Here is a 23,483-nt window from a genome sequence, read left to right as displayed (position 1 = left end):
AAGCCCCTGACAGGCGAAGAGGGGGGATGCGATGCGTAAAACGGAACTGTTGGCTTTTCTGCAAAATCAGACCGATTTTTTTGATCCGGATAATCTGAGCGAGGTCTTTACCGCCAGCTATCTCGCCGGGCGTTTTGCGATGCAAAGAAACACCGCCAGCCACTACCTGAATCAACTGGTGGCCCAGGATGTGCTGGTGAAGATCAATACCCGGCCGGTCTATTTTCTGCATAAGGCCGCCTTCTGCCAGCAGTTTTTCCCTCTTTCGCGCAGCGAGTACGTCAGCATGGCGGAGCTGCTGGCGGAGAGCGACCGACAGCCGGAGCAGGCGGATCATTTCTCATTGCTGACCGGCCATGACGGCAGCCTGCGCAAGCCTATCGAACAGATGAAAACCGCGCTGTTTTATCCTAACGGCGGCCTACCGCTGCTGATTACCGGCGACAGCGGTACCGGTAAGAGCTATATGGCGGAGCTGATGCACGAGTTTGCCATCGCCCAGGGACTGCTGGCGCCCGATGCGCCCTTTGTCAGCTTCAACTGCGCCCAGTACGCCAGTAACCCGGAGCTGCTGGCCGCCAACCTGTTTGGCTACGTTAAAGGCGCGTTTACCGGCGCGCAGGGGGATAAAGCCGGGGCCTTTGAGGCGGCAAACGGCGGCGTGCTGTTTCTCGATGAAGTCCATCGTCTGGATGCGCAGGGGCAGGAGAAGCTCTTCACCTGGCTGGATCGCAAGGAGATCTATCGGGTGGGGGAAACGGCGCAGGGGATGCCAATTTCTCTGCGGCTGGTGTTTGCCACTACCGAAGATATTCACAGCACTTTTCTGACCACCTTTATTCGCCGTATTCCGATCCTCGTTAGCCTGCCTGATTTACAAAACCGCAGCCGCCACGAAAAAGAAGCGTTAACGCTGCAGTTTTTCTGGCAGGAGGCGCGCACGTTGGCCGCCCGGCTGCAGCTGACGCCCCGGCTGCTACAGGTGCTGACGCACTATGTTTATCGCGGTAACGTCGGTGAGCTGAAGAATGTGGTGAAGTACGCCGTTGCGTCGGCCTGGGCCAGGTGTCCGGGCAGCGAGATGCTTAACGTCACGCTGCACGATCTGCCGGAAAATATCATGGCCGCGACGCCAGCGCTCAGCGAACCGATGGGCCAGCAGGAGCCGCTGCTTATCGAACCGCAGACCAGTCTGGTCTGGCTGCTGCGCGCGCGCGATCCGGTTCAGGGGCTGATCTACGATACTCAGTGCCGCGTCCTGGCGCTATATGAAGCGGTATTGAGTAAAAAAACGGTCTGGGAAGAGGCGCAAAAAAGCATGGGCGAGGAGATTGAAACCCTCTTCGATCGGCTGATTTTCGATAATCACGATGCTAATAGTTCGCATCTGCTGCTGCTGCTGACTCATCAGGCGCGGGAAGAGTTTTATCGCCTTGAAAAGCGCTTCAATATCCAGTTTAACGGCAACTGTATTTACGCCCTTAGCCACTACCTGATACATCGCTCTCGTCAGGCGCACTCCACCATGAGCACCGAGAAAAGCCGCCAGCTGGAGGATTTCCTGGCGCAAAAGTTTCCGCTGCTGTATCGCTTTTGTGAAGAGATCCTCGCCGCGCTGGCGCTGAAGCTGGATATTGAACCCCGGCGCATTGATCTGCTGCTGCTGGTGCTGTGGTTACAGAAAAACGGCGCCATCAGCCAGCAGCAGGTTACCCGGGCGATCGTTCTCGCCCACGGCTACGCCACCGCCAGCAGCATCGCCAACGTGGCGAACCGGTTGCTGAAAAGCCAGCTGTTTGAGTCATTCGATATGTCGCTCGACGTGACGCCGGAGGCTATCGCCGACCAGGTGATGGCCTATATCGAGAGCCACGCGCTGGCCTCCGGGCTGATCATCCTGGTCGATATGGGATCGCTGAACGCCATTCACAGCCACTTTAACCGCCGTCTGACCACGCCGGTGGCGATTATTAATAACGTCTCGACCGGGATGGCGATGTACGTCGGGGAGCGGATTTTGCAGGGCGATATGCTGGAAGATATTGTCCGTGAGATTGGCGATGACCTCGCGGTTGAGCATCAGCTCTATTATCCGCAGGCGGACAAACCGCGGGCGATTCTCACGACCTGCGCCACCGGCCTGGGGGCGGCGGCGAATCTGTCGGCGCTGTTAAAAGCCAGTATTCCCGAAGCGCTCGGCATCGATATTGTGGCCTGCGATGTGGACACGCTCGCCGATCCCGCGCGGCGGGAGCCGATGCTCAGCCGCTACGAGGTGCTGGCTATCGTCGGTACTCTCGATCCGCATCTTGCCGATCTGCCGTGGATCTCGCTGGATTCGCTGATTTCCGGCCAGGGCAGCCGCCCGCTGATGCGTATCTTCGGCGAGCTGGCCTCCTCTGAACAGGTCAGCGAGATCAATAACCTGATCCTGAAAAATTTCTCGCTGCGCCGGGTGATCGAGTCGGTGACGATCCTTGATACCGGTAAAGTGATCAATCAGGTCGAGCAGTTTTTACTGCGCTATGAGCATCTGGCCGGCTGCGACGTGCCCAACGATCGCAAGGTGGCGCTGTACGTGCATATCAGCTGTCTGATTGAGCGCCTGATCCGCAACGCGTCGCCATCCCATTATTCCGGAAGGCAGTGTCCGGAGAGCGAGCTGGTTATTCTGCGCGAGGCCTTTAGTGTCATTGAGAGCGGATATAGTGTCAAAATCCCCGCCGTGGAGCTGTATTACATTCACGATATCCTGACGCGGGAAACAGAATTTATTCAGGAAGATCAAGAGTTTTAGTTCCCTTCCTCCGTTCGTCCTTGCGCTAACCGGCGCGCCACTGTTTCTGGCACGCCGGTTGCAATTAAGAAAGCAGTGGAATGCGCTTTCGAGGTAAGGATGAAACGACACTATATTTTTGCCAGCCATGGCACCTTTGCTAACGGTCTGCTGAACTCCGTGGAGCTGATCCTCGGCAAGCAGCCGGATATTCATACCCTCTGCGCCTACGTCGAAGAGGAGGCCGATCTGACGCAGCAGGTGGAGACGCTGCTGGCGCGTTTTCCCGCCGAGGATGAGCTGATTGTCATTACGGATATTTTTGCCGGTAGCGTCAATAATGAGTTTGTGCGTTTTTTAGCGCGCCCTAATTTTCATTTATTGTCCGGTTTAAACCTGCCGCTGATTATTGATTTGCTTATTTCCGCAGGGGAAGAAAATACCGAGAAATTAATTTCTGAAGCATTAACAAGCGCCAAAGAGAGCATTCAGTACTGCAATCACACGATTGCCAGTGCGATGACCGTTGATAAAGACTTCTGAAATGAGGGAACACCATGATTACGCTATTAAGGGTAGACCATCGATTACTCCACGGCCAGGTCGCCTTTTCCTGGACCCAGTATGTCGGGGCCGATTGCATTTTAATTGCCAACGATAATGTCCCCACCGATGAGCTGCGAAAAACCACAATTAAGCTCGCCAAGCCGCCTTCGGTAAAACTGGTAATTAAAAATATTGACGACGCTATTGAGGCGATAAAAAGCGGCGTTACGGATAAATATAATCTCTTTATCGTCGTGGAGTCGGTGAATGACGCCTGGCGTATTGCCAGCGCCGTCGCGGAAATAAAAAGCATTAATCTCGGTGGGATTAAGGCTAAAGAGGGCAGTAAAAATATCTCTAAGGCGATTAATTTACTCCCGGAAGAGATAGAGCAGCTGCAGCAACTGGTCGGGAAAGGCGTCGAGGTTGAGATCCGCCAGGTCCCTAACGATCGCAAACAGCTTTTTGCGGAATGCGTTTAATTCCGGAGGACAGATTATGGTAGAGGCTCTCTTACTGGGTCTGGTGGCGTTTATCGCGCAATCGGAATATGCATTAGGGACGTCGCTGATTTCGCGGCCAATCGTCACCGGGCTGCTGACCGGGCTGGTGCTGGGGGATGTGCAGACCGGCGTCATCATGGGCGCGACGCTCGAGCTGGCGTTTATCGGATCTTTCTCCGTCGGCGCGTCGATACCGCCTGACGTGGTGACCGGCGGCATTCTCGGGGTGGCGTTCGCCATTACCTCCGGCGCGGGAACGGAAACGGCGCTGCTGCTTGGCCTGCCTATCGCCACCCTGACGCTGATCCTGAAAAACGTTTATCTGGGGATGTTTATCCCGATGCTTAGCCAGAAGGCTGACGGCTACGCGGAACGGGCGGATACACGGGGCATTGAGCGGATGCATCTGATTGCCGGCTTCGGGCTGTCGCTGATGCTGGCCACGGTGGTGACCGTTTCATTCCTGGTCGGCAGCAACGCGGTGAAATCCCTGCTCGATACCATCCCGGAATTTATCAAACACGGGCTCAGCGTCGCTACCGGCATCATTCCGGCCCTCGGCTTCGCGATGCTCGCCAGGCTGCTGATTAACAAGAAAGTCGCGCCGTATTTTTTCCTTGGCTTCGTGCTGATGGCCTACCTGAAAATCCCGGTGACCGGCATCGCCATTCTCGGCGCTATCGTGGCGGTGGTCATGGTTAACGTCACCGCGTTGAGCTCACCTCGTACGACGACAGAACAAGGAGTCAGCGATGACGACGAAGATGATTTCTGAAGAGACCCTGCGCCCGCAGGAGCAAGAAGAGACCCGTATTACGCCACGAGATTTACGCCGGGTGTTCTGGCGCTCCTTCCAGATGGAGTTCTCGTGGAACTATGAGCGGCAGATGAATCTCGCCTTTGTTTACGCGCTGATCCCGGTGCTGAAAAAGCTCTATCCGCGCAAAGAGGAGCTGGCCGCAGCGTTGAAACGGCATCTGGTGTTCTTCAATACCACGCCGCATATCGTCACGTTGCTGCTGGGGATCACCACGGCGATGGAGGAGAAAAACAGCCAGCAGAAAAATATGGACGCCAACGCGATTGATAACGTTAAAGCGTCGCTGATGGGGCCGCTGGCCGGGCTGGGGGACTCCTTTTTCTGGGGCACGCTGCGGCTGATCGCCACCGGGATCGGCACCAGTCTGGCGCTGAAGGGCAATATTCTCGGGCCAATCTTGTTTCTGCTGGTGTTTAACGTGCCCCATATCCTGGTGCGCTGGTTCTTTACCCGCTGGGGCTATGTGCTGGGCACCGGGGTGCTGCAGCGGATCCAGAAGAGCGGAATGATGGAGAGCCTGACCTACGGGGCGTCGATTATCGGCCTGATGGTGGTGGGCGCGATGACCGCCTCAATGATTGATATCACCATCCCTGTCTCTTTCGGCGCCGGGGAGGCGAAAACCCAGGTACAGGACATTATCAACGACATTCTGCCCTGCATGTTGCCGCTGCTGAGCTTTGGCATCGTTTACTGGCTGCTGGGGCGTAAGGTCAAACCGCTTTCTATTATTGGCGGGATGGCGCTGGTGGGCATTCTGGGTTCGTGGATTGGCTTGTTTTAACGGGAGTCGAAAATGGTACCAACGATGATGACGTATATCAGCGAAGAGCCGGCTTGTCTGGCGCAGATCCTGCGCGACTATCGGCAAAAGCTGGCGGCGATTGAGGATTTCGCCCGCCAGCATCCGGTACGCCGTATTTTGCTGCTGGCGACCGGATCGTCGCTAAACGCCGCTCTGTGCGCGCGCTATTTCTTTGAACAGCGCTTCGGCGTGCTGGTTGAAATTAAAGAGCCGTACAACTTTACGCATTACGAGGCTGTCGATCCGCATACCGATCTGGTGGTGGCGATTTCGCAGAGCGGAAAAAGCGCCTCGACGCTGGAGGCGATGCGCAAGGTCCAGGCATTGAGTCTGCCGGTTTTTGCCCTGACCTCCGACCCGCAAAGCCCGATAGCCCGTGCTTGCGACGGGGTACTGGATATCAATACCGGTATTGAGAGCGTGGGGTTTGTCACCCGCGGATTTAGCGCGACGGTACTGAATTTGCTGCTGATGGCGCTGATGATAGCCCGTGTCCAGGGAACAGCCAGCGAGGCCGAGGAGCAGCGCTATCTTGACGAGCTGCAGCGGCTGGCGGCGGCGATCCCGGACGTTATCGCCCGCACCTCGCGCTTTATCGACAGGCACGGCGAAGCGCTGCGGGGCGGCGAACGATTTATCGCCATCGGCTATGGCGCGCTGGTTGGCGTGGCGAAGGAGTTCGAAACCAAATTTACTGAGACGGTGCGCGTCCCTTCCAGCGGATTTGAGCTTGAGGCCTATATGCACGGCCCCTATCTGGAGGCGAACGCCCGTCACGTGATGCTGTTTATCGAAGATGCGCCGGATGCGCGGATCCGGGCGCTGCGGGACTATATGGCGCCGTCCATTGCCCGGGCCTTTACGCTGACGCTCAGCGACGAAGAGGATGAGCAGGCGCTGGCGCTGAGCTGTCCGTGCGACCATCACCTGGCGCCGCTGCTGCTGATCGTTCCCGTCCAAATGCTGGCATGGCATACCGCCCGACTAAAAGGGATCGATCTGGCAAAACGTATTTTTGACGATTTTGACCGCGTATTAAAAAGTAAAATCTGATTATTCAGGAGAATAACTATGTTGGGTTTTAATCAGGACGAGTACCTGACCAGTGCTCGCGAGATCATCGCTGCGCGCAAACAGGCGGAAGCCGTCGCCGATGATATTTATCACAGCGGCTGTAGCGCGTTATTTTTCGCGTCGGTAGGCGGTTCTTTGGCGCCGATGATGGCAATAAGTGAGTTCGCAAAAGAATTAACCAGCGTGCCGGTTTACCTTGAGCAGGCGGCGGAATTAATTCATCGTGGACACAAAAAATTAAATAAAGATGCGGTGGTGGTGACGCTATCCAAGTCCGGCGATACCAAAGAGTCGGTAGCCATTGCCGAATGGTGCAAAGCGCAGGGGATTCGCGTGGTGGCCATTACCCGTAATGCCGATTCGCCATTAGCCGAGGCGGCGAGCTGGCATATTCCGATGTGCCACAAGAACGGCGTGGAATATGAATATATGCTGCTGTACTGGTTATTCTTCCGCGTGATTTATCGTCACGGCGAATTTGCCGATTACGATCGTTTTGCACGCCAGCTGGAACTGCTGCCGGAAAATCTGTTGCAGGCTAAACGCCAGTTCGATCCGCAGGCGGATAAAATCGCCGCTCAATATCATACCAGTGATTACATGATGTGGATTGGCGGGGCGGAAATGTGGGGCGAGGTTTATCTGTTCTCGATGTGTATTCTGGAAGAGATGCAGTGGAAGCGGACCAAGTCGGTGAGTTCGGCAGAGTTTTTCCACGGCACGCTGGAGCTGCTGGAAAAAGAGGTCCCGCTGTTCCTGGTCAAAGGCGAGGGTAAATGCCGGGCGCTGGATGAGCGCGTCGAACGCTTCGCTGAGAAGATCACCGACCATCTGGTGGTGATTGACCCGCGCGACTACCCGCTGAGCGGTATTGATGACGCCTTCCGCTGGATTATGGCGCCGTGCGTGGTGTCGACCCTGCTGGTGGACAGGCTGGCGGCCCACTTTGAGCATCACACCGGCCACGACCTGAATATCCGTCGTTATTACCGTCAGTTTGATTACTAACTCTTGCCTGTAGCGGCCAGCCCGGCTGGCCGCCGCGCTATTCTCCGAGGCGCTTCCCAGAAAATCATCGCCAAAACCAACCGGGTAAAAAGCGGTGGTAGAGTCCGGCTTTCCTTCACTTTCAGGCAAGCGGATGGCCATGAAAAAACGAATGACCTCGACGCCGCACGATGCGGTGTTTAAACGATTTCTTCGCCACCCGGAGACGGCGAATGATTTCCTCACGCTGTACCTGCCGGAGGAGATCCGCCAGCAGTGTGATTTTGCCACCCTGCGCCTGGAGTCGGCGAGCTTTGTCGATGAAGATCTGCGCGCCTGGTACTCTGATGTGCTGTGGTCGGTACAAACCACCTCCGGTCCGGGGTATGTCTATGTGGTGATAGAGCATCAAAGCTCGCCGGATAATCATATGGCGTTTCGCCTGATGCGCTATGCGATTGCCGCGATGCAGCGCCACCTCGACGCCGGGCATAAAGAGCTGCCGCTGGTGGTGCCGATGCTTTTCTATCATGGCGCGACCAGTCCCTATCCTTTCTCCCTGAACTGGCTGGATGAATTTGCCGACCCGCAGATGGCTAAGACGCTGTATGGCCGCCCGTTTCCGCTGATTGACGTTACGGCGATGCCGGATGACGAGATCGTCCAGCATCGACGGGTCGCGCTGCTGGAGCTGATGCAAAAGCATATTCGCCAGCGCGATCTCAGCGGGATCACGGAGTCGTTGGCGACCCTTGTGATGCTGGGATACACTAACCGCAGACAGTTGCGAGTGCTGTTTCACTATATGCTGCAGTACGGCAATACCGCCGACCCGAGCGTGTTTCTCCGCCGGTTGGCCCGCCGTCTGCCACAGTATGAGGAGAGGTTGATGTCTATCGCTCAAAAACTTAAGCAGGAAGGTTGGCAAGAGGGGAAGCAGGAGGGGATGCGGGAAGGGATACAAGAAGGTCGCCAGGAAGGCCTGCAGGAAGGGAGCCGACGGGAGGCGCTACGCATTGCCAGCAGTATGCTGCAGGACGGCTTAGATAAAGAGACGGTACAGCGGATCACCGGGCTTTCGGCGGATGAATTAAAGCCGCTGCATTGTTGATATCCTGCCCCTGATACTATGGCCCGGCGTAAAAAACGCCGGGCGCGCTTGTTTTATCCTTCGCTTTTCACCACTTTGATTTCAACCATGCCGATGCCCAGCAGGCGCGGGGAGTGGCCGAGAATATTACCCTCGTTCGTGGACTGCGGGTCCGGCGGCGCAATTGTCAACGTACTGCTGCGCGACGGATTATCGAAATGCAGGGTCGTGGTGGTGACATCGTTCGCCAAAGTGAGCGTTTGTTCGCTGTTGCCCACGCGTACCGGAATCGGTTTATTGGCGTTCGGCCCGTAGGCTTTGGCAGTAATCACCAGGTCGAATTTCTCAGGCAGCGGCGCTTTATATTCAATTTTCACTTCACTGCCGAGCTGCGCGTTAGACCAGCGTCCCCATGATTCCGGGCGAGAGATGCCACTGAATTGCTTCACCTCTTCCGGCGCGCCGGCCACGTTAAACAGGAAACTGTCGGCTTTATAGCGAATATCGTTATCGACAATCTTCAGCGTATCGACGTTGCCTTTATAACGTTCCATATCGATAAGGGTATCTTTAAACGCTGTTTTGCCTTGCCACTGGGCTTTATCGACGCGCTGGACTTTTTGTTCGCCGCCCAGCTGGCCCTGCGATACGCACCAGTCGGTGGAGAGCGCCAGCTCCGGCGACCATAGCTGACCCATTTTGTAGCAGCGGTCGACCCAGACGAAGTTATCGCGCGGCGCGAAGTCGGCCAGCTGGAAGCGCAGCGGCGCGGAGTATTCGCTCTCCGGCAGCGGTTCAACGCGCTTATCGGAGATCCGCAGCAGCAGCGGCAGGCGGAAATGGCTGCCGGAGAAGGAAATCATATTCTTCTGCGAATCGACGGTGAAATTCTTCATCTCTTTGGGGAAATTCCACAGGCGGATGATATCCGGCTTCCACGCCAGCACTTTTTCCTTCATGTTGAGGAACACGGTGGAGAGCGACTCCCCGGAAAGGCTGCTGCGGCCAAGGCCAATAAAGTTATCGCCGCCGAGAATATCCAGTACCGTCGCGCCGTTATCCATGGTATTACGTTTGACGGCCAGCGTATCCTGCTGGGGTTGATCGCCGCGCAGGACGAAAAACAGATTGCTGCGATCCTGCTTATTCAGATAATCCCAGGCGCTGTTTTTCATCGCCAGGTGATCGGATGAGACCACGATGACCGTATTTTTGAACCACGGAGAAGCTTTAATCTTCTCGATTAACGCCGCGATATGCTCCTGGCTACAGGAAACGGCGCTGAAAGAGAGGTTCTTTTTACCGTCCATATCGTAGCTTTTGCGCTGGCAGGTACGGGAGATAAACCCATCCGGATGATGGGTATCGACCGTCAGAGCGAACAGCGAGAAGCGTTTTCCGGATTGCGAAAGCGCCTCAAATTTTTTCCACGTCTCATCAAGGACGGTATCGTCGTAGAAGCCCCAGTCGTTACGGTAAGCTGGGTCGGCGACCGTGGTTTTTAGCTCCTCCGCGCCGTAGAGATGATCGAAGCCGTGCGATTTCAGGAAGACATCTTTCCCGGCGAAGCGCAGGTTCGCCCCCTGGACGAAGTAGTTTTCGTAACCGGAGTTTTTCAGGATATCGCCCAGACAGATATTCTGCGGGAAAAAGCTGGAAACCGAGGCCGAGGCGTTGCCTTCGAACGGCGCGAACAGCGGGATCCCGCACTGGGAAGCGACCATTCCGGCAATCGTGTAGTCGGTGCCGGGTAGCTGGGCGGTATTGCTGAAATCCAGCCCCTCGCTTTTCACTTTACCGAGCTCCGGGGTCAGATCCGGGAACGCGTCGTTATCAAAATAGGTGCGCTCAAGGCTTTCGCCGTAGATGTACACCAGGTTCAGTTTTGGGTTCGCGATGCTCTTTGACGGTTCTTTGTAGTAAGCCACGAAGTCAGGGTCGCCATCGCGGGACTGGGATTTGACCAGTTCGCTAATCTGGCGGAAGGCCGGGCTGGCGTCCACGGACGCCAGCGCCAGGACCAGCGCCACCAGGCTGTAACCAAAGTGATGAGGATGATGACGGCGGCGGCGCAGCACCCAGCCGAGTGCGCCAAATACCGCGACCAGCGCCACGACCAGCCCAACGCCCGGCAGAATATATTTGCCCACGCCAGCGCCCGTCAGGCTGTTGGTCAACGTATAAAGTACCGCGTCATTGATACCGTCGCCGGTGAAGTAATTACTGGCGTAGAGGGTAATATTCAGAATAACGAACAGGCCCAGCACCGTGAGCGTGGCGGCGAACCACCAGGTATTACGACCGGCTTTTAACGCGTAAATCATCACCGAGGCAACAAACAGGGCGATGGATAACAACTCTGACACAGCTCATCCTCATTCACGCCAGCTGTCGGCTGGCCAGATAGATCTTTTTTCACGCTACACTGTAATTGCAGCGCAATATTGCCGCAATTGTATCGTCATGAATTTGTGCTGTGGTTCAGAATTGGTTTAGAAATCGCCATTTTTGACCCGCTTCACATCTTGTCTGCCAGGGGTTCAGAAGGAGAGATGTTAAAAAACAGAGGTTGCGGCCGCGCTGGCCAGGGTAAAGCGCCAAACGCGGCATTATGCGGCCAGGATCAGGAGAGGAAGCTAACGCCCTGTTTTAATACCAGGTCGCAGGCTTTGGTTTTCACTTTTTCCGCCAGCGGGCTACTGCCGAGGCTATTCAAATTCAGCTGCTGACCGTCTTTGCTACTCAGCAAGCCCTGAAGGCCATCAAGATAGTTGGTGTCTTCTTTTTGTTTTTCCGGCGCGCTGAGACCCAGCTTATCCAGAACCTGGTTTTTAATGTTTTCGGTATTGGTTACCGAGGTCAGTTTCTGTTTCGCGCAATAAGACATAATCCCGGCGGCATTATTCATACTGCTGGAAGTCAACGACTGGCTGCCGCCGTTGAGCAAACCGGTCAGCGAAGAGAGGGACATGCCGCCGCTTTGCTGGCTACCGCTCTGGCTGCTGAGCTGGTTCGCGGCGCTGGAAAGAGAATCCTGCCAGGAGGTGGCGTGAGCGCCGAAGGTCAATAGTGCGCCGGCCACCATCGCCGTGCGGAATAACGTTTTTACCGATTTCATAGACATACTCTTCGCCGTGAGTGAACAATGCCCTGATTATAACGCCGGCAGTGTTCAGAAATATCTTAATACTCTTTGCCGGTCACGCGATCGCGGTAGCTGTCCCAGTTGAAGTTGACCCACAGACTATTGCCCAGCCGCATGCGGTCCATGACGCGCTCGCCAAGCAGCTTGTTCATCTCGTCCATGGTGCTGTTAGTCAGCATACCGGTGGGGCGCTTTGACGAAGAGCGGCGATCGACGATCTGGTTAATGATTACCTTTTCGTAGCGTGATTCCGTTTGCATCCCGATTTCGTCAATCACCAGCAGGTCGACCTTGCTCAGGTCGGTGAGAAGCTGCTCTTCGCTGGTTTCCCGGTTGCCGAAGGTATCTTTCATCGCTGACATGATATCGGCGACGGTAATAATCAACACCGACTTACCCCGCAGTAGCAGTTCGTTGCAGATTGCGGCGGCGAGGTGGTTTTTTCCGGTGCCCGGTTTGCCGGAGAAGATAAAGCTGGCGATATTGCCGTCGAACTCCTCGACGTACTGGCGCGCTCGGGACAGCGCAATCATCTGGCCTTCACACTCAACCCGGTAGTTATCCAGCGAGCAGTTCTGGTGCAGCGGTCGGATGCCGGAGCGGTTAAAGGTACGCTGCATTTTCATGGCGCGGTTTTCGCGTTCCAGCGCTTCAGACCGCAGCTTGCCCTGTTCTTTTTGCCATGCCAGTAGCTCCTCACCTGTCTTAAACGCGGGTTCGACATGGGCTGGCATCATTTTTTGCAGGCGCTTCATTAAATCGCCGACATTTTTCATGCTCATCCTCGGAATCCTCGTGGAATATGATTTTCAGGTTCGCTAATTGCGTTGACGTCACGCCGCGGCTGGCCGCCGTTGCTGGCCCGGCCAATCTGTACGCTGCGCGCCAGCTTCTGCTGCCACTGGACGTGATGAAAGACTTTACCTTCCGCCTGCCAGTAGGCGACAAATGCGGCCAGCTCTTCCGGCGTAACGGGCTGGCTCAGGGCGATGCCCCACAGCGCGGCCAGACGCTGGAAATCGGCGTCCGGCTGCCAGTCGGCGTACATCGGGAATTTCCCCATCGGTACCGCAACGGGAACCGCCGTCGGCTCGTCAAAAAACTGCGCGTCGAGGGCGATATCGCTATTGGGGCGCGCCAGTTTGGCTTCCAGCTCCAGCAGCTGCGCCAGACGCTCCGGCGTCAGCGCATAGAAGGCGGGGGCATTGTTGGCAAACACGGCGACGGCGCCGCCGGCCGATTTTGCCAGTACCGCTGCGTGATCCTGCATGAAGTCATCCAGACCGCTAAAATCGGTAGTTAATATTCGTGAAGACATAAATCAATCTCAACTCTGAACAACTAAAAGGAGAGGGGTAGCTGCACACATAGTAGCATAGAGGTCGCTCAGGAAGGAGCGCCGCAGGTAACCCGGCGGCGCGGTGAATTAAACGCGCGGACGCTTGCGATACAGCCAAAGCCCCGGGATAGAAAGGCCGATCGATAATGCGCCAACGATGGATGAAGCCTTGAGAAAGTTACTCAGCAGCATAATCATCATCTCTTCCGAGTAGCCAAAATGACTGATTTTGACCGCTGAAATCATCGCGGTATAGGCGGAGATACCGGGGAACATCGGGATCACCGCCGCTACGGTGAAAATCTTCGGGTGCGCCAGATACCAACGGGACCACTGGATCCCAATGCTGCCAACCAGCAGGGCGGCCATGAACGTTGCCCACTCGATATTAAAACCCGCCGTCATCATGACCATGCGCGAGCCGTGGCCGATAGCCCCCAGCAGCGCACACCAGCGCAGCGCCCGCTGCGGAACGTTGAACACCATGGCGAACCCAACGGCGGGGATGGCTGCCAGAGCCATATCCTGCGCCAGCGCGTAGAGATACATAATTATGCCCATCCGCGTAGCCCCCACATCGTCATCGCCATCACCACGCCAATACAGGTGGCGAGCGTGAGCAGACTGGCAATGGCCCAGCGCGCCAGGCCGGTATTGATATGCCCTTTAAACATGTCGGCAACGGCGTTGATCAGCGGAAAACCGGGCACCAGCAGCAGTACGCTGGCGGCCATGGCTATCGTCGGCGTGCTGGCGAAAGCGGGCAGGCGCAGCATCAGTCCGGAGATGGTCGTTGCGACGAAGGCGGTGAGGCAGAAATTGATTTGCGGATGCATGGAGCGATGGGTGAGTACCTGACGAATATACATGGCTATCGTACTGGCGCAGAAGGTGACCAGCGCGCCGTCCCAGCCGCCGTTGTTAAGCTTGCAAAAGCAGGCGCAGGAGAGGCCGACCATTAACACCAGCAGCCAGCGTGGATAGCGCAGCGGCTTTATTTGCGCGAATCGTTTTTCGACATCCTTATAATCCAGCAGCTTATGCTCCGCCATAATCACAATATGCTGAACTTCCGTGACGACGTGCATGTTGATGCCGCGATCGGTGTTTTTTCGCGTTGAAGTCAGGCATTCGCCATCTTTGATGGTGGTGAGCACAATCGCATTGGAAGAGATGGCGCTTTCAACGCTATCCATCCCCAACGCCAGGCCCAGACGAGTTGAAAGCTCCTCAACCAGCGCGCTTTCCGCGCCATGCTGTAATAAGAAAAGACCACATTGAATGCACAAGCGCGTGATTGCGCGCTGGGTTGCCCGATCTGCTTGCATAAATACCTGCTGTCCGTGATGCCCGATGCCGTAGTGTCTGGCGATACTTTTACCTGAAGTCGTGCTTTCTCTGAGCGGTCAGGATCAAACAATGTGTAAAAAAACACCCGTTCTGCGGGCTCCGTGAAAATTTGAACTCAGCCACACTTCCGTAAAATTGGTGAAAAGTACAATTTTTGCGCCATTTTCTCCCTTCTTTTTCCCGGCAGACTTATCAAAAATGCAAATTCAAACTTTTAATAAACAAAAAACAAACAAATAATTAACTTTGCTGAGGCAATCCTATGAAAACACAGGTGGCGATTATCGGCGCGGGTCCATCCGGGCTCCTGTTGGGGCAGCTATTACATCACGCCGGGATTCAGACCGTGATCCTTGAGCGGCAGACGCCCGAGTATGTACTGGGGAGGATCCGCGCGGGCATTCTGGAAAGCGGAACGGTAGAGCTGCTGCGCGAAGCCGGGGCGGCCCGGCGAATGGATGCTGAAGGCCTGATCCATCATGGGGTCGAGTTTCTGTTTGAAGGCAAACGCGTACCGGTTGCGCTGACGGAGCTGACGGAAGGCAAAAGCGTGATGGTATACGGCCAGACTGAGGTGACGCGGGATTTAATGGCGGCGCGGGCGGAAAGTGGCGCCCCGACGATTTATGGCGTTAGCGACGTCACAATTAATGATGCCAAAAGCGATAGACCGTCGGTCTCTTTTGCCTGTAACGGAGAAAACCACCGCCTGGAGTGCGATTTTATTGCCGGTTGCGACGGCTTTCACGGCGTGTCCCGGCAGAGCATTCCGGCAGGGGTTCTGAAAGAGTACGAGAGCGTCTGGCCGTTTGGCTGGCTGGGACTGCTGGCCGACACGCCGCCGGTAAATCCGGAGCTGATTTACGCTCACCACGAACGCGGGTTTGTGTTGTGTAGTCAGCGCTCACTAACCAGAAGCCGCTATTATCTGCAGGTACCGCTTAGCGAAAAGGTGGAGGCCTGGTCTGATGAGCGCTTCTGGAATGAGCTTAAACGGCGTCTCCCTGATGAGTTGTCCAGCAAGTTAGTAACGGGTCACTCACTGGAGAAGAGCATCGCGCCGCTGCGCAGCTATGTGGTAGAGCCGATGCAGTACGGGAAACTATTTCTGCTGGGAGATGCGGCGCATATCGTACCGCCTACCGGGGCAAAAGGGCTGAATCTCGCGGCGTCCGACGTGAACTATTTATGGCGGATCCTGCGCGAGTATTATCACCATGGCCGCGTTGACCTCTTAGCCAGCTACTCGCGTTTGGCGCTGGATCGGGTGTGGAAGGGGGAGCGATTCAGCTGGTTTATGACGCGTCTGCTGCATGATTTTCCGCAGCAAAGCGAGTTCGACAGAAAAATGCAGGCGGCGGATCGTCGTTATTATCTGCAATCACGCGCGGGGTTAACCACTATCGCTGAAAACTATGTTGGTCTGCCGATGGAGCGCGTGGTGTAACACCCAAAATATCAGGAGGCGTGATGCAGGCAGTGAGCACCATTCCCGTTTTCAAACTGTATGGCGAAGAGCAGGGCTGGCCAACGCCCGAACTTCTGCACTGTGAGTCGATACTCCAGCGCAGCCATCTTTATGAATGGCATATCCGCGTGCATCAGCATGCTGAGCTGGTGCAACTGCTGTACCTGCATAAAGGGCGGGCGGAAATTGAAATCGAAGGAACAACCACCGTGATGGTGGAATCCTGTATTCAGGTTGTTCCGGCGCTATGTATTCATGGATTTCGATTTTCGCCGGGCACGGAAGGATACGTTTTATCCCTGGCGTTACCCCTGCTCAGGAGGGTTGAGAATCAGTTTGGTCGCCAGTTGGATCTCCTCGGCCAGCCGCAGTGTGTGCCGGTAAAAGCCTCCCGAGGCCATATTCGGGCGCTGTTTACCGCTTTGCGAGAAGAGTACCGTGAGGAATATGATGCGCGTGAAATGATGCTGCATTCACTGCTGGGAGCGCTGTTGGTCTGGCTGAATCGGCAATATCGCCCGCAGCCGATAGCGGAGGACAAAGCGGAACGCAAGCGTAGCGTGATGCGCCATTTCTCTCGTCTTATAGAAAGCCATTATCGCGAACATCTGCCCTTAGCCGGATATGCCAGTCGGGTGGGGGTATCCGCGACCCATTTAAATTATTTGTGCCATGAATTTTATGGCTGCAGTGCGCTGGGCGTTTTACATCAAAGGTTGATGCTTGAGGCGCGGCGCAACCTGCAGTATACCAGCATGACTATTGCGCAACTTTCTGATTACTTGGGGTTTAATGACGCGGCCTATTTTTCTCGTTTCTTTCGTCGCTATAGCGGTGAATCCCCAAAAGCATTTAGGAAAAAAATAAAATAAAGAAATCTTTATTTAATATATCTTAAGTTAGCGTATCTAACGACGATGTTAACCATTTCTAATTTATTGATGACAACCACCTGTGTTAATGTTAATCATTGGCATGGATAACAGCAATATGTTACTCCTCATTATATAAGTTGGCTTTAGGGTGCGAAATAGCGTACCCGCCAGGGACGATAAAGATTCATTTTGGCAAAATAATTATGATGGCTATTAAATTATTCATCCGATTGTTTTGCGCCGGCGGTGAATCTTCGACAGGAAGCGGAGGGTTTATGTTACCAGGACAGGGTAAGTTCGGCATTATTATCAGTAGAATACCGGTGATGCAGTCCGGTTTGAAGGCCATCGTTGGGGAGCATCTCCCTGATTATGAATTGAGTTTTTGTCGTTCTCAGGATGAGCTAACCCTGCTGCAATTGCGCCGCGCAGTGTTGGTTATCGCTGATCTTTCCGGTGAAATAGAGCATCCAGGAAATATTTGTGAACACTACTACTCTTTAATGACCCAATACAGGGATATACACTGGGTCTTTATGGTCGGTAGCACCTGTTTTCCGTTAGCCGTTCAATTATTAATGCGTCCCGAAAGTACGTTAATTTCAGACAGCGAGCCGGTAAAACGCCTTATCGAAGTGGTTCGCGCCGGTGGTCTTGCCGCTGAGCGTATTAGCCAGACGTTGTTTTCTCCTGAAGTTGAACGCATCGGTGAAGAACAGCAAAAGATGGTCATTTTGACTCTTTCTGAGCGTAAGGTATTGAGGCTGCTTGCAAAAGGGTGGGGAATTAACCAAATTGCTGCTTTATTGAAGAAGAGCAATAAAACCATAAGTGCGCAGAAAAATAGTGCTATGCGCCGCTTATCTCTGCGTAGTAATGCAGAGATGTATGCCTGGATTAATAGTGCACAGGGAATGAAGGAGCTGAATATTTATTCAGCCTATGGAGATCAAACAGAATGGAAAAAGACGTCACAACACGATATATCGCTATCGTAGAGAAATGTGCGATGACGGAAGTGGCTCTTCGCCACATCTTACTTAATGAAAGTGGTAAGAATTATCGTATTCAATTCTTTAAAGATACTAAAACATTAAAACGAGAGTTTCAGTCTGAAGATTTTTCTGCGATTATTTTTTCCCTTTCAGGGAACCGCAGGTCCCGTCTTGAAAGTTTGCTCTTTCTCCATGAGATCGCGCGTTATTGCCCCGAAACGCAAAGAATTGTCCTGGCTAATGATGAAGCGGAAATGCGTTTGGTTAGCCATTTGACGCCTTCCCGTTTACACGGCATTCTGAATAAATCGGCCTGTCGGATCCAACTGCAGGAATATTTGCTTCAGCTTCTCGAACATAGCTACCAGACTAATGAGGGATCGGTATGTCAAAAGCAGAACATTTCTAGCCAAATTTTGAGCCCAACGGAACATACCATCCTACGATATATGTCTTATGGCTACTCATTACCTGAAATAGCGACACAGCTGGAAAGAAATATTAAAACGATTCGGGCCCATAAGTTCAATGCCATGACCAAGCTTGGCGTCAGTTCTGATATAGGACTACTGAGCGCGGCAGACATTTTAATGCGCCTGTCGGCGAATAATGACGATGCCAGAGTTATGCGCCTTGCTCAGTAGCGCCAACGGTCTCTTAAAGACAAACATCAATCCACTTAGCATCAGTCAACTGCGCCATCCGCTCGGGTGAAATGCGAACGGCGCTATGAATTGATCCTGCTGCTGGCAGCACTTCCGGGTACTGCCTCAGTGAGATATCGCAGTACACCGCCAGCGGAACTTCCAGACCAAAGGGGCACACGCCGCCAATGGGGTGTCCCGTTAGCGTAATGACCTCATCGCTGCTGAGCATGCGCGCTTTGGCGCCAAATGCCTCCTTTAGTTTTTTATTATCCAGGCGTGCATCGCCTTTTGCGACAACGAGCACAACCCTTTCTTTTATTTTTAAAGACAGGGTCTTGGCTATTTGCCCGGGTTCAACATTATGTGCCGCTGCGGCTAACGCTACCGTGGCCGTGCTCTGAGTAAGTTCGATGATTTCGATATCGGGGGCGCGCTCAGCAAAAAACTGCCGCACGGACTGCAGACTCATTGGAATCTCCTGATTAAGGCTTGTTAAAAATCTGTCACAAGCTTCGCAAAGTGTAAATATCTCTCGTTGATAATCAAGATTCTTTCTAATTTCTGGATCTCCTTCACATTCGCCGCAACCGGTTACTGTAACCGGTTGCGGTTATTCATGGAGACATGAATACTGACAAGGTAACTTCCCTGCGTCACCTATAACAAAAGAGCCGAAGATGAATCGAACGTACCTGAGCACTAAAGCCTGCGGGTTATCAAATCTGGTCGCCCACTCGCAGAAGCAGATTCATCACAGCGGCAGGATAATCGTTGTTGGGCCTGTTCATCTAGCCTGTCAGGAGGGCTGCTATGTCTGCTAACCATGCTGCATTTAATCTGATATTTCGCTTCGTAGAAAATTACATCAGCCCTGTCGCCGGGCGCATCTCATCTCAGCGCCATGTGATGGCTATCCGCGACGGTTTTATCTCCGCCATGCCGTTTATGATTGTCGGCTCTTTTCTGCTGGTATTCGCTTATCCGCCGTTTTCACCGGATACCACATGGGGATTTGCCCGCGCCTGGCTGGATCTGGCAAAAGAGTTTGAAGGGCGAATTCTGACGCCGTTCGATATGACGATGGGTATTATGTCGATCTACATTTGCGCCGCGATCGCCTATAACCTCGGCAAGCATTACGAAAAAACCAATCAGCTCGACCCCTTTATGTGCGCCATGCTGTCGATTATGGCCTTCCTGCTGGTGGCGGCGCCAAAAACGAACGGCAACCTGCCGGTAGATAGCCTGGGAGGAACCGGGATATTTACGGCGATTCTTGTAGCGGTCTACTGCGTTGAAATGATGCGTTTCCTGAAAGCGCATAATATTGGTATTCGCCTGCCGGATCAGGTGCCGCCGATGATCAAAAACTCATTTGATCTGCTGATCCCGGTACTGGTTGTCGTCCTGACGCTATATCCCCTGAGCCTGCTTATTCAGCATCATTTTGATATGCTGATCCCTCAGGCCATCATGGCTATCTTTAAACCGCTGGTTTCCGCAGCCGACTCGTTACCCGCCATTTTATTGGCGGTTCTGGTGGGCCACCTGCTGTGGTTTGCGGGTATCCACGGTGCGGCTATTGTTTCCGGCATGCTGCAGATGTTCTGGCTCACTAACCTCGGCATGAACCAGCAGGCTCTGGCGCAGGGGGCGCCGCTGCCGCATATCTTTATGGAAGCGTTCTGGACATTTTTTATTGTGATTGGCGGTTCAGGAGCGACGATGGGGCTGGTGTTCTGCTATCTGCGTAGCCGCTCCGCGCATCTGCGGTCGATTGGCCGCCTGAGCGTGGTGCCAAGCCTGTTTAACATCAACGAGCCGGTCATTTTTGGCACGCCTATTGTGATGAACCCGGTGTTCTTTATTCCCTTCCTGCTGGCGCCGATGGTTAACGCCGTACTGGCCTGGGCTGCCATGAAGATGGATCTCATTGGTCGGGTGATTTCGGTTGTGCCGTGGACCGCCCCGGCACCGATTGGCGGCGCATGGGCGCTGGGTTGGGATTTCCGGGCGGCGATTCTGGTGGTTGTCCTCGCGTGCGTTTCCGCGATTATCTACTTCCCCTTCTTCAAGGTTTATGAGAAACAGCTGTTAGCGCAGGAGGCCGAAGAGGCGCAGCGCATTGCGGAAGAGAGCCAGCAGACGGCATAAAAGCAAACGGGCGGCTGAAATAGCCGCCCGTTGTCGTTATCAAAAGATCATTTCAGCGTGCAGTCCCCGCACTGCTGCACATCCGGCAGGCGATAGCGCTGGCAGCAGGTGCGGCGCACAAGCTGTCCTTCACGTAAAACCACGGTTCGCCACAGCGGATTATCCTCGCCGTTGGATAGCTGTTTTTCGAAGAAGCAGCGCTGGCGCAGAGCGGCCACTTTTTCATCTCCCAGCAACGTTTTCATTTCTCCCAGATACCAGTTAATCAGGTAGCCAGTATTGTTCCAGATAAGTTTGCCATTAATATCGCCGGTGGCTTCAAGCGCCTGCACGACGGGTTGTAAAGCCGTGGTGACCAGCTTTTCCATCCGGGACTGCGCGGACTCTGTCGGGGAAGTACCTGCTGAATGAACATCAATCCAGAAACAGGCGGCGCGGCCTGACTCATGAAACTCGACGCGCACATGTTCCGGCGCCAGGCTAATGGCGCGTTCTTCGCTCAACAGCGCCAACATTAAAGGGGGCACCAGTAAACCGATGTACCATTGCGCCCAGAGAGACAGCAGCGGTTTTTGCTCACGGGGTTGACCGGGCTGGTGACGATAAATATGGTCGGACCAGGTCGCGATGAACGAACTCAGCGTCGCGGGCTGTGACCACTCAGCCAGAGTTAGCGCATGGGGAGGGGCTTCTTCATTCAGACGGAGAAAATCCAGCAGATGGGGACGTAACGCGCTAATTTTGTCGCGTATCGAATTTGCCAGTTCACGCTCAGCCGAAGGGAGCGGGGCCCGCCAGATGATCTCAGTATTGAATGCGAGTGAACGGTAAGCCATCGAGTGCCAGATACAAATCTAAATGATAATGATTTCTGATACTAATGCCGTGGTCCCGGCTTGGCAAGTGATTTGTCCGCGCGGCGACTCTTGCCGCGCGGTAAAGGATTAGCTGGCGAGAATGATGTTTCTTCCCATGTTTTTGGCTTCGTAGAGCGCGTTATCCGCCCGTTTCAGGGCGCTGTCGATATCAGCATCCACCAGCGGCGTCATACCGATACTAATGGTCACATTGGTCGCGACGCTTTCGTTAAACATATGCGGGATTTTCAGATCGTAGACCCGCTGACGGATGCGCTCTGCGGCCTGAAGGGCGTTCTCCGCGCTGCTGCTGGTCAACAGCACCATGAACTCTTCGCCGCCAAAGCGGGCTACGATATCGCGTGAGCGTACGGCGTTACGAATGGCGGCGGAAACCTGAATTAATGCCTGGTCGCCCATCATATGCCCATAGTGGTCGTTGTAGGCTTTGAAATGGTCAATATCCAGCAGCAGGACGTAATGTCCGGCGCTGTCCAGAGAGAGAACGGTATCCAGACGATTTTGTAAACCCCGACGGTTATACAAGCCGGTAAGCGGATCCAACATACTGAGATCGTTAAGGGTATTACGTTCCTTCAGCAGCTTATCCATTAGTCCCTGGGTGAATATATCGCTGCGTTTCTGAATTAAGCTTTGCAGGGTGATACCCGCAATAGGCAACAAGAAGCACCAGGACATGCGCAACCATTGTTCTCCGCCGCCAAGAATCAGGCAGGTAAGGTAGGTTGGTAAAGAGTGCAAAGTAAAGCCAATGATATTGCTGGAAAAAGCAATAGTGCCAATAAATAACACGCTTAATAAGGCGATCACCAGGTAGTTAAAATGCGGCGGACCCATCATCATTGCTTTTAGCGCAACGTGCCATGCCCAAAGCAGGCCAAATATCAGAGAAATAACCGGAATATTTATTTTGTGCTGAGCGAACTTACAGTGCCACAGCAGCAGGACCGTGCTGCAGGCAACAATCAGAAAACAGGGCAGAGTAAACGTGATGACGGTGAAGAGCGGGCTGACAAGGGATAAGAAAGATGAAACTAAATTAAGCAGTAAAAATAGCCGTAAGGAATACTGATATTTCTGTTCGTAATGGGAGCGCCAGGATTGTGCAGTCATGTCGGAGTTGTCATTATTAATCGTTAAAATTCAATGTGATGTTAGTTTGAAGTGAATAATAAAAAACAGTGCGCAAAATAAGGTTTTTACGAAATAATCAGATTATTTAATATATAATTTCTTTTGCTTAATTTATCACCTTCATGAATGTATGTCATTACCGCAAACGTAAAGAATAAAGGCTTCCCGTTTTCCTGACATGACAAATGATAAGAATTACCATATGATATTGGTTATCATTATCGTTATGAGAGGCGAAAACATGTTGCAGCGAACTTTAGGGAGTGGATGGGGCGTGGTGCTCCCCGGCGTACTGATTGCCGCGCTTGGGTTTGCCGATTTGTCGGTTGATGCCTGGCGCGCATTGGTGGCGCTGGGAATGCTTATGGCAGCGATGATGATTTGGCACCGTCAGCTGCGACATTTCGTTTTGCTGCCGTCATGCGTGGCGTTAGTCAGTGGAATGATGCTGATTATAATGAATGTCAAGCTGATGGGATAAAGCAGAAGGGATAAGAATATTGGTGCGAGGGGGGGGACTTGAACCCCCACGTCCGTAAGGACACTAACACCTGAAGCTAGCGCGTCTACCAATTCCGCCACCTTCGCACAGTATTCTTAATTTTTGATATCGCCTCGTTGGTGCGAGGGGGGGGACTTGAACCCCCACGTCCGTAAGAACACTAACACCTGAAGCTAGCGCGTCTACCAATTCCGCCACCTTCGCCCAGTGCGAGCAATATCAACGTGGATTATGGTGCGAGGGGGGGGACTTGAACCCCCACGTCCGTAAGGACACTAACACCTGAAGCTAGCGCGTCTACCAATTCCGCCACCTTCGCATACCATCGACACTATGAAAGTATCGTTACCACGGAGGCGCATTCTAGTGGTTTTCAGCTATTCGTCAATAGTTAA

23 protein-coding genes and 3 tRNA genes are annotated in these 23,483 nt (G+C 53.8%); 14 read left to right on the top strand and 12 right to left on the bottom strand.

The window, feature by feature from the left end:
• Positions 1-31 precede the first annotated feature (31 nt).
• The 8 genes from GUC22_RS23365 to GUC22_RS23330 all read left to right on the top strand — a co-directional run bounded on the left by GUC22_RS23365 (position 32) and on the right by GUC22_RS23330 (position 8,622).
• Positions 32-2,797, top strand: coding sequence for a sigma 54-interacting transcriptional regulator (locus GUC22_RS23365; RefSeq protein WP_098363603.1), 2,766 nt, complete (start codon positions 32-34; stop codon positions 2,795-2,797).
• A gap of 99 nt (positions 2,798-2,896) precedes the next feature.
• A complete protein-coding gene (locus tag GUC22_RS23360; RefSeq protein ID WP_024360412.1) occupies positions 2,897-3,319 on the top strand; it encodes a PTS sugar transporter subunit IIA in 423 nt (140 codons plus the stop codon).
• Between the two features lie 14 nt (positions 3,320-3,333).
• Positions 3,334-3,804 carry a PTS sugar transporter subunit IIB gene (locus GUC22_RS23355; protein ID WP_024360411.1) on the top strand — a complete coding sequence of 157 codons (471 nt, stop codon included), beginning with the start codon at positions 3,334-3,336 and terminating at the stop codon, positions 3,802-3,804.
• A 16-nt stretch (positions 3,805-3,820) separates the two neighbouring features.
• Complete coding sequence (locus GUC22_RS23350) at positions 3,821-4,600, top strand: PTS mannose/fructose/sorbose/N-acetylgalactosamine transporter subunit IIC (RefSeq protein WP_004108505.1); 780 nt, start codon at positions 3,821-3,823, stop codon at positions 4,598-4,600.
• Positions 4,578-5,429 (top strand): PTS system mannose/fructose/sorbose family transporter subunit IID, encoded by an 852-nt coding sequence (locus tag GUC22_RS23345; RefSeq protein WP_004134215.1) that lies wholly within the window; start codon positions 4,578-4,580, stop codon positions 5,427-5,429. The genes GUC22_RS23350 and GUC22_RS23345 overlap by 23 nt, the downstream gene beginning before the upstream one ends.
• Positions 5,430-5,441: 12 nt before the next feature.
• Positions 5,442-6,503 carry an SIS domain-containing protein gene (locus GUC22_RS23340; RefSeq protein ID WP_134878716.1) on the top strand — a complete coding sequence of 354 codons (1,062 nt, stop codon included), beginning with the start codon at positions 5,442-5,444 and terminating at the stop codon, positions 6,501-6,503.
• Positions 6,504-6,521: 18 nt separating this feature from the next.
• A complete protein-coding gene (locus tag GUC22_RS23335; protein ID WP_004134216.1) occupies positions 6,522-7,532 on the top strand; it encodes an SIS domain-containing protein in 1,011 nt (336 codons plus the stop codon).
• 133 nt (positions 7,533-7,665) lie between these two features.
• Entirely contained in the window at positions 7,666-8,622 is a 957-nt protein-coding gene (locus tag GUC22_RS23330; protein WP_165774987.1) for an Rpn family recombination-promoting nuclease/putative transposase, read from the top strand.
• 53 nt (positions 8,623-8,675) lie between these two features.
• On the opposite strand, the gene opgB is transcribed toward GUC22_RS23330, so the two are convergent.
• From opgB to GUC22_RS23300, 6 genes are all read right to left on the bottom strand, one after another.
• Positions 8,676-10,967 carry a phosphatidylglycerol--membrane-oligosaccharide glycerophosphotransferase gene (opgB, locus tag GUC22_RS23325; protein ID WP_160183789.1) on the bottom strand — a complete coding sequence of 764 codons (2,292 nt, stop codon included), beginning with the start codon at positions 10,965-10,967 and terminating at the stop codon, positions 8,676-8,678.
• A gap of 257 nt (positions 10,968-11,224) precedes the next feature.
• Positions 11,225-11,719 (bottom strand): DUF2501 domain-containing protein, encoded by a 495-nt coding sequence (locus tag GUC22_RS23320; protein WP_024360407.1) that lies wholly within the window; start codon positions 11,717-11,719, stop codon positions 11,225-11,227.
• 65 nt (positions 11,720-11,784) lie between these two features.
• Positions 11,785-12,522, bottom strand: a complete 738-nt coding sequence (gene dnaC, locus GUC22_RS23315; protein WP_014227813.1) for a DNA replication protein DnaC — start codon at positions 12,520-12,522, stop codon at positions 11,785-11,787.
• 2 nt (positions 12,523-12,524) lie between these two features.
• A complete protein-coding gene (gene dnaT, locus GUC22_RS23310; RefSeq protein ID WP_004134226.1) occupies positions 12,525-13,064 on the bottom strand; it encodes a primosomal protein DnaT in 540 nt (179 codons plus the stop codon).
• Between the two features lie 108 nt (positions 13,065-13,172).
• Positions 13,173-13,646 carry a threonine/serine exporter gene (locus tag GUC22_RS23305; RefSeq protein ID WP_004134228.1) on the bottom strand — a complete coding sequence of 158 codons (474 nt, stop codon included), beginning with the start codon at positions 13,644-13,646 and terminating at the stop codon, positions 13,173-13,175.
• Complete coding sequence (locus GUC22_RS23300; protein ID WP_004128660.1) at positions 13,637-14,413, bottom strand: threonine/serine ThrE exporter family protein; 777 nt, start codon at positions 14,411-14,413, stop codon at positions 13,637-13,639. Before GUC22_RS23300 ends, GUC22_RS23305 begins: the two co-directional genes overlap by 10 nt.
• A gap of 284 nt (positions 14,414-14,697) precedes the next feature.
• On the opposite strand from GUC22_RS23300, the gene pobA reads away from it, so the two are divergent.
• The 4 genes from pobA to bglJ all read left to right on the top strand — a co-directional run bounded on the left by pobA (position 14,698) and on the right by bglJ (position 18,417).
• Positions 14,698-15,882 carry a 4-hydroxybenzoate 3-monooxygenase gene (gene pobA / locus GUC22_RS23295; RefSeq protein WP_004134231.1) on the top strand — a complete coding sequence of 395 codons (1,185 nt, stop codon included), beginning with the start codon at positions 14,698-14,700 and terminating at the stop codon, positions 15,880-15,882.
• A 23-nt stretch (positions 15,883-15,905) separates the two neighbouring features.
• Positions 15,906-16,775, top strand: coding sequence for a helix-turn-helix domain-containing protein (locus GUC22_RS23290; RefSeq protein WP_024360405.1), 870 nt, complete (start codon positions 15,906-15,908; stop codon positions 16,773-16,775).
• Positions 16,776-17,053: 278 nt separating this feature from the next.
• Positions 17,054-17,776 (top strand): helix-turn-helix transcriptional regulator, encoded by a 723-nt coding sequence (locus GUC22_RS23285; RefSeq protein ID WP_004132115.1) that lies wholly within the window; start codon positions 17,054-17,056, stop codon positions 17,774-17,776.
• Positions 17,737-18,417, top strand: a complete 681-nt coding sequence (gene bglJ, locus GUC22_RS23280) for a DNA-binding transcriptional activator BglJ (RefSeq protein WP_160183788.1) — start codon at positions 17,737-17,739, stop codon at positions 18,415-18,417. Before GUC22_RS23285 ends, bglJ begins: the two co-directional genes overlap by 40 nt.
• Positions 18,418-18,430: 13 nt before the next feature.
• On the opposite strand, the gene GUC22_RS23275 is transcribed toward bglJ, so the two are convergent.
• Positions 18,431-18,889: a YbaK/EbsC family protein gene (locus GUC22_RS23275; protein WP_004132117.1), complete on the bottom strand. Its 459-nt coding sequence runs from the start codon at positions 18,887-18,889 to the stop codon at positions 18,431-18,433.
• Between the two features lie 341 nt (positions 18,890-19,230).
• Here GUC22_RS23275 and GUC22_RS23270 point away from each other — a divergent pair, with 341 nt between their 5' ends.
• A complete protein-coding gene (locus GUC22_RS23270) occupies positions 19,231-20,574 on the top strand; it encodes a PTS cellobiose transporter subunit IIC (protein ID WP_004128673.1) in 1,344 nt (447 codons plus the stop codon).
• A gap of 47 nt (positions 20,575-20,621) precedes the next feature.
• Here the strand turns inward: GUC22_RS23270 and fhuF are convergent, their stop codons facing one another.
• Complete coding sequence (gene fhuF / locus GUC22_RS23265; protein WP_004132120.1) at positions 20,622-21,410, bottom strand: siderophore-iron reductase FhuF; 789 nt, start codon at positions 21,408-21,410, stop codon at positions 20,622-20,624.
• A gap of 108 nt (positions 21,411-21,518) precedes the next feature.
• The gene (locus tag GUC22_RS23260) at positions 21,519-22,565 is read right to left on the bottom strand and encodes a GGDEF domain-containing protein (RefSeq protein WP_024360402.1); all 1,047 of its coding nucleotides are present in this window, start codon (positions 22,563-22,565) and stop codon (positions 21,519-21,521) included.
• A 262-nt stretch (positions 22,566-22,827) separates the two neighbouring features.
• Between GUC22_RS23260 and GUC22_RS23255 the strand changes: the two genes are divergently transcribed.
• On the top strand, positions 22,828-23,067 hold the full coding sequence (locus GUC22_RS23255) for a DUF1435 domain-containing protein (RefSeq protein WP_160183787.1): 240 nt from the start codon (positions 22,828-22,830) through the stop codon (positions 23,065-23,067).
• 20 nt (positions 23,068-23,087) lie between these two features.
• Here GUC22_RS23255 and GUC22_RS23250 read toward each other — a convergent pair.
• The 3 genes from GUC22_RS23250 to GUC22_RS23240 form a co-directional block, all read right to left on the bottom strand.
• Positions 23,088-23,174, bottom strand: a tRNA-Leu gene (locus tag GUC22_RS23250).
• Between the two features lie 31 nt (positions 23,175-23,205).
• Positions 23,206-23,292 (bottom strand) — tRNA-Leu (locus GUC22_RS23245).
• Between the two features lie 28 nt (positions 23,293-23,320).
• Positions 23,321-23,407: transfer RNA gene (locus tag GUC22_RS23240), tRNA-Leu, on the bottom strand.
• Between the last annotated feature and the right edge of the window lie 76 nt (positions 23,408-23,483).

It is taken from the genome of Klebsiella sp. MPUS7, assembly GCF_009905335.1.
GTDB lineage: Bacteria > Pseudomonadota > Gammaproteobacteria > Enterobacterales > Enterobacteriaceae > Klebsiella > Klebsiella grimontii.
Note: the sequence above shows the minus strand (reverse complement) of the source record. Positions and strands in the feature narration are given on the sequence as shown.

Bases quoted from the DNA above. Each gene is read 5' to 3' on its own strand.
- GUC22_RS23345 (WP_004134215.1), top strand. From the start codon at position 4,578: ATGACGACGAAGATGATTTCTGAAGAGACCCTGCGCCCGCAGGAGCAA.
- GUC22_RS23260 (WP_024360402.1), bottom strand. From the start codon at position 22,565: ATGACTGCACAATCCTGGCGCTCCCATTACGAACAGAAATATCAGTAT.
- GUC22_RS23320 (WP_024360407.1), bottom strand. From the start codon at position 11,719: ATGAAATCGGTAAAAACGTTATTCCGCACGGCGATGGTGGCCGGCGCA.
- GUC22_RS23290 (WP_024360405.1), top strand. From the start codon at position 15,906: ATGCAGGCAGTGAGCACCATTCCCGTTTTCAAACTGTATGGCGAAGAG.
- pobA (WP_004134231.1), top strand. From the start codon at position 14,698: ATGAAAACACAGGTGGCGATTATCGGCGCGGGTCCATCCGGGCTCCTG.
- GUC22_RS23340 (WP_134878716.1), top strand. From the start codon at position 5,442: ATGGTACCAACGATGATGACGTATATCAGCGAAGAGCCGGCTTGTCTG.
- fhuF (WP_004132120.1), bottom strand. From the start codon at position 21,410: ATGGCTTACCGTTCACTCGCATTCAATACTGAGATCATCTGGCGGGCC.
- GUC22_RS23350 (WP_004108505.1), top strand. From the start codon at position 3,821: ATGGTAGAGGCTCTCTTACTGGGTCTGGTGGCGTTTATCGCGCAATCG.
- bglJ (WP_160183788.1), top strand. From the start codon at position 17,737: ATGGAAAAAGACGTCACAACACGATATATCGCTATCGTAGAGAAATGT.
- GUC22_RS23365 (WP_098363603.1), top strand. From the start codon at position 32: ATGCGTAAAACGGAACTGTTGGCTTTTCTGCAAAATCAGACCGATTTT.
- GUC22_RS23285 (WP_004132115.1), top strand. From the start codon at position 17,054: ATGTTACCAGGACAGGGTAAGTTCGGCATTATTATCAGTAGAATACCG.
- GUC22_RS23255 (WP_160183787.1), top strand. From the start codon at position 22,828: ATGTTGCAGCGAACTTTAGGGAGTGGATGGGGCGTGGTGCTCCCCGGC.
- GUC22_RS23360 (WP_024360412.1), top strand. From the start codon at position 2,897: ATGAAACGACACTATATTTTTGCCAGCCATGGCACCTTTGCTAACGGT.
- GUC22_RS23305 (WP_004134228.1), bottom strand. From the start codon at position 13,646: ATGGGCATAATTATGTATCTCTACGCGCTGGCGCAGGATATGGCTCTG.
- dnaT (WP_004134226.1), bottom strand. From the start codon at position 13,064: ATGTCTTCACGAATATTAACTACCGATTTTAGCGGTCTGGATGACTTC.
- GUC22_RS23275 (WP_004132117.1), bottom strand. From the start codon at position 18,889: ATGAGTCTGCAGTCCGTGCGGCAGTTTTTTGCTGAGCGCGCCCCCGAT.
- GUC22_RS23300 (WP_004128660.1), bottom strand. From the start codon at position 14,413: ATGCAAGCAGATCGGGCAACCCAGCGCGCAATCACGCGCTTGTGCATT.
- dnaC (WP_014227813.1), bottom strand. From the start codon at position 12,522: ATGAAAAATGTCGGCGATTTAATGAAGCGCCTGCAAAAAATGATGCCA.
- GUC22_RS23330 (WP_165774987.1), top strand. From the start codon at position 7,666: ATGGCCATGAAAAAACGAATGACCTCGACGCCGCACGATGCGGTGTTT.
- GUC22_RS23355 (WP_024360411.1), top strand. From the start codon at position 3,334: ATGATTACGCTATTAAGGGTAGACCATCGATTACTCCACGGCCAGGTC.
- GUC22_RS23335 (WP_004134216.1), top strand. From the start codon at position 6,522: ATGTTGGGTTTTAATCAGGACGAGTACCTGACCAGTGCTCGCGAGATC.
- GUC22_RS23270 (WP_004128673.1), top strand. From the start codon at position 19,231: ATGTCTGCTAACCATGCTGCATTTAATCTGATATTTCGCTTCGTAGAA.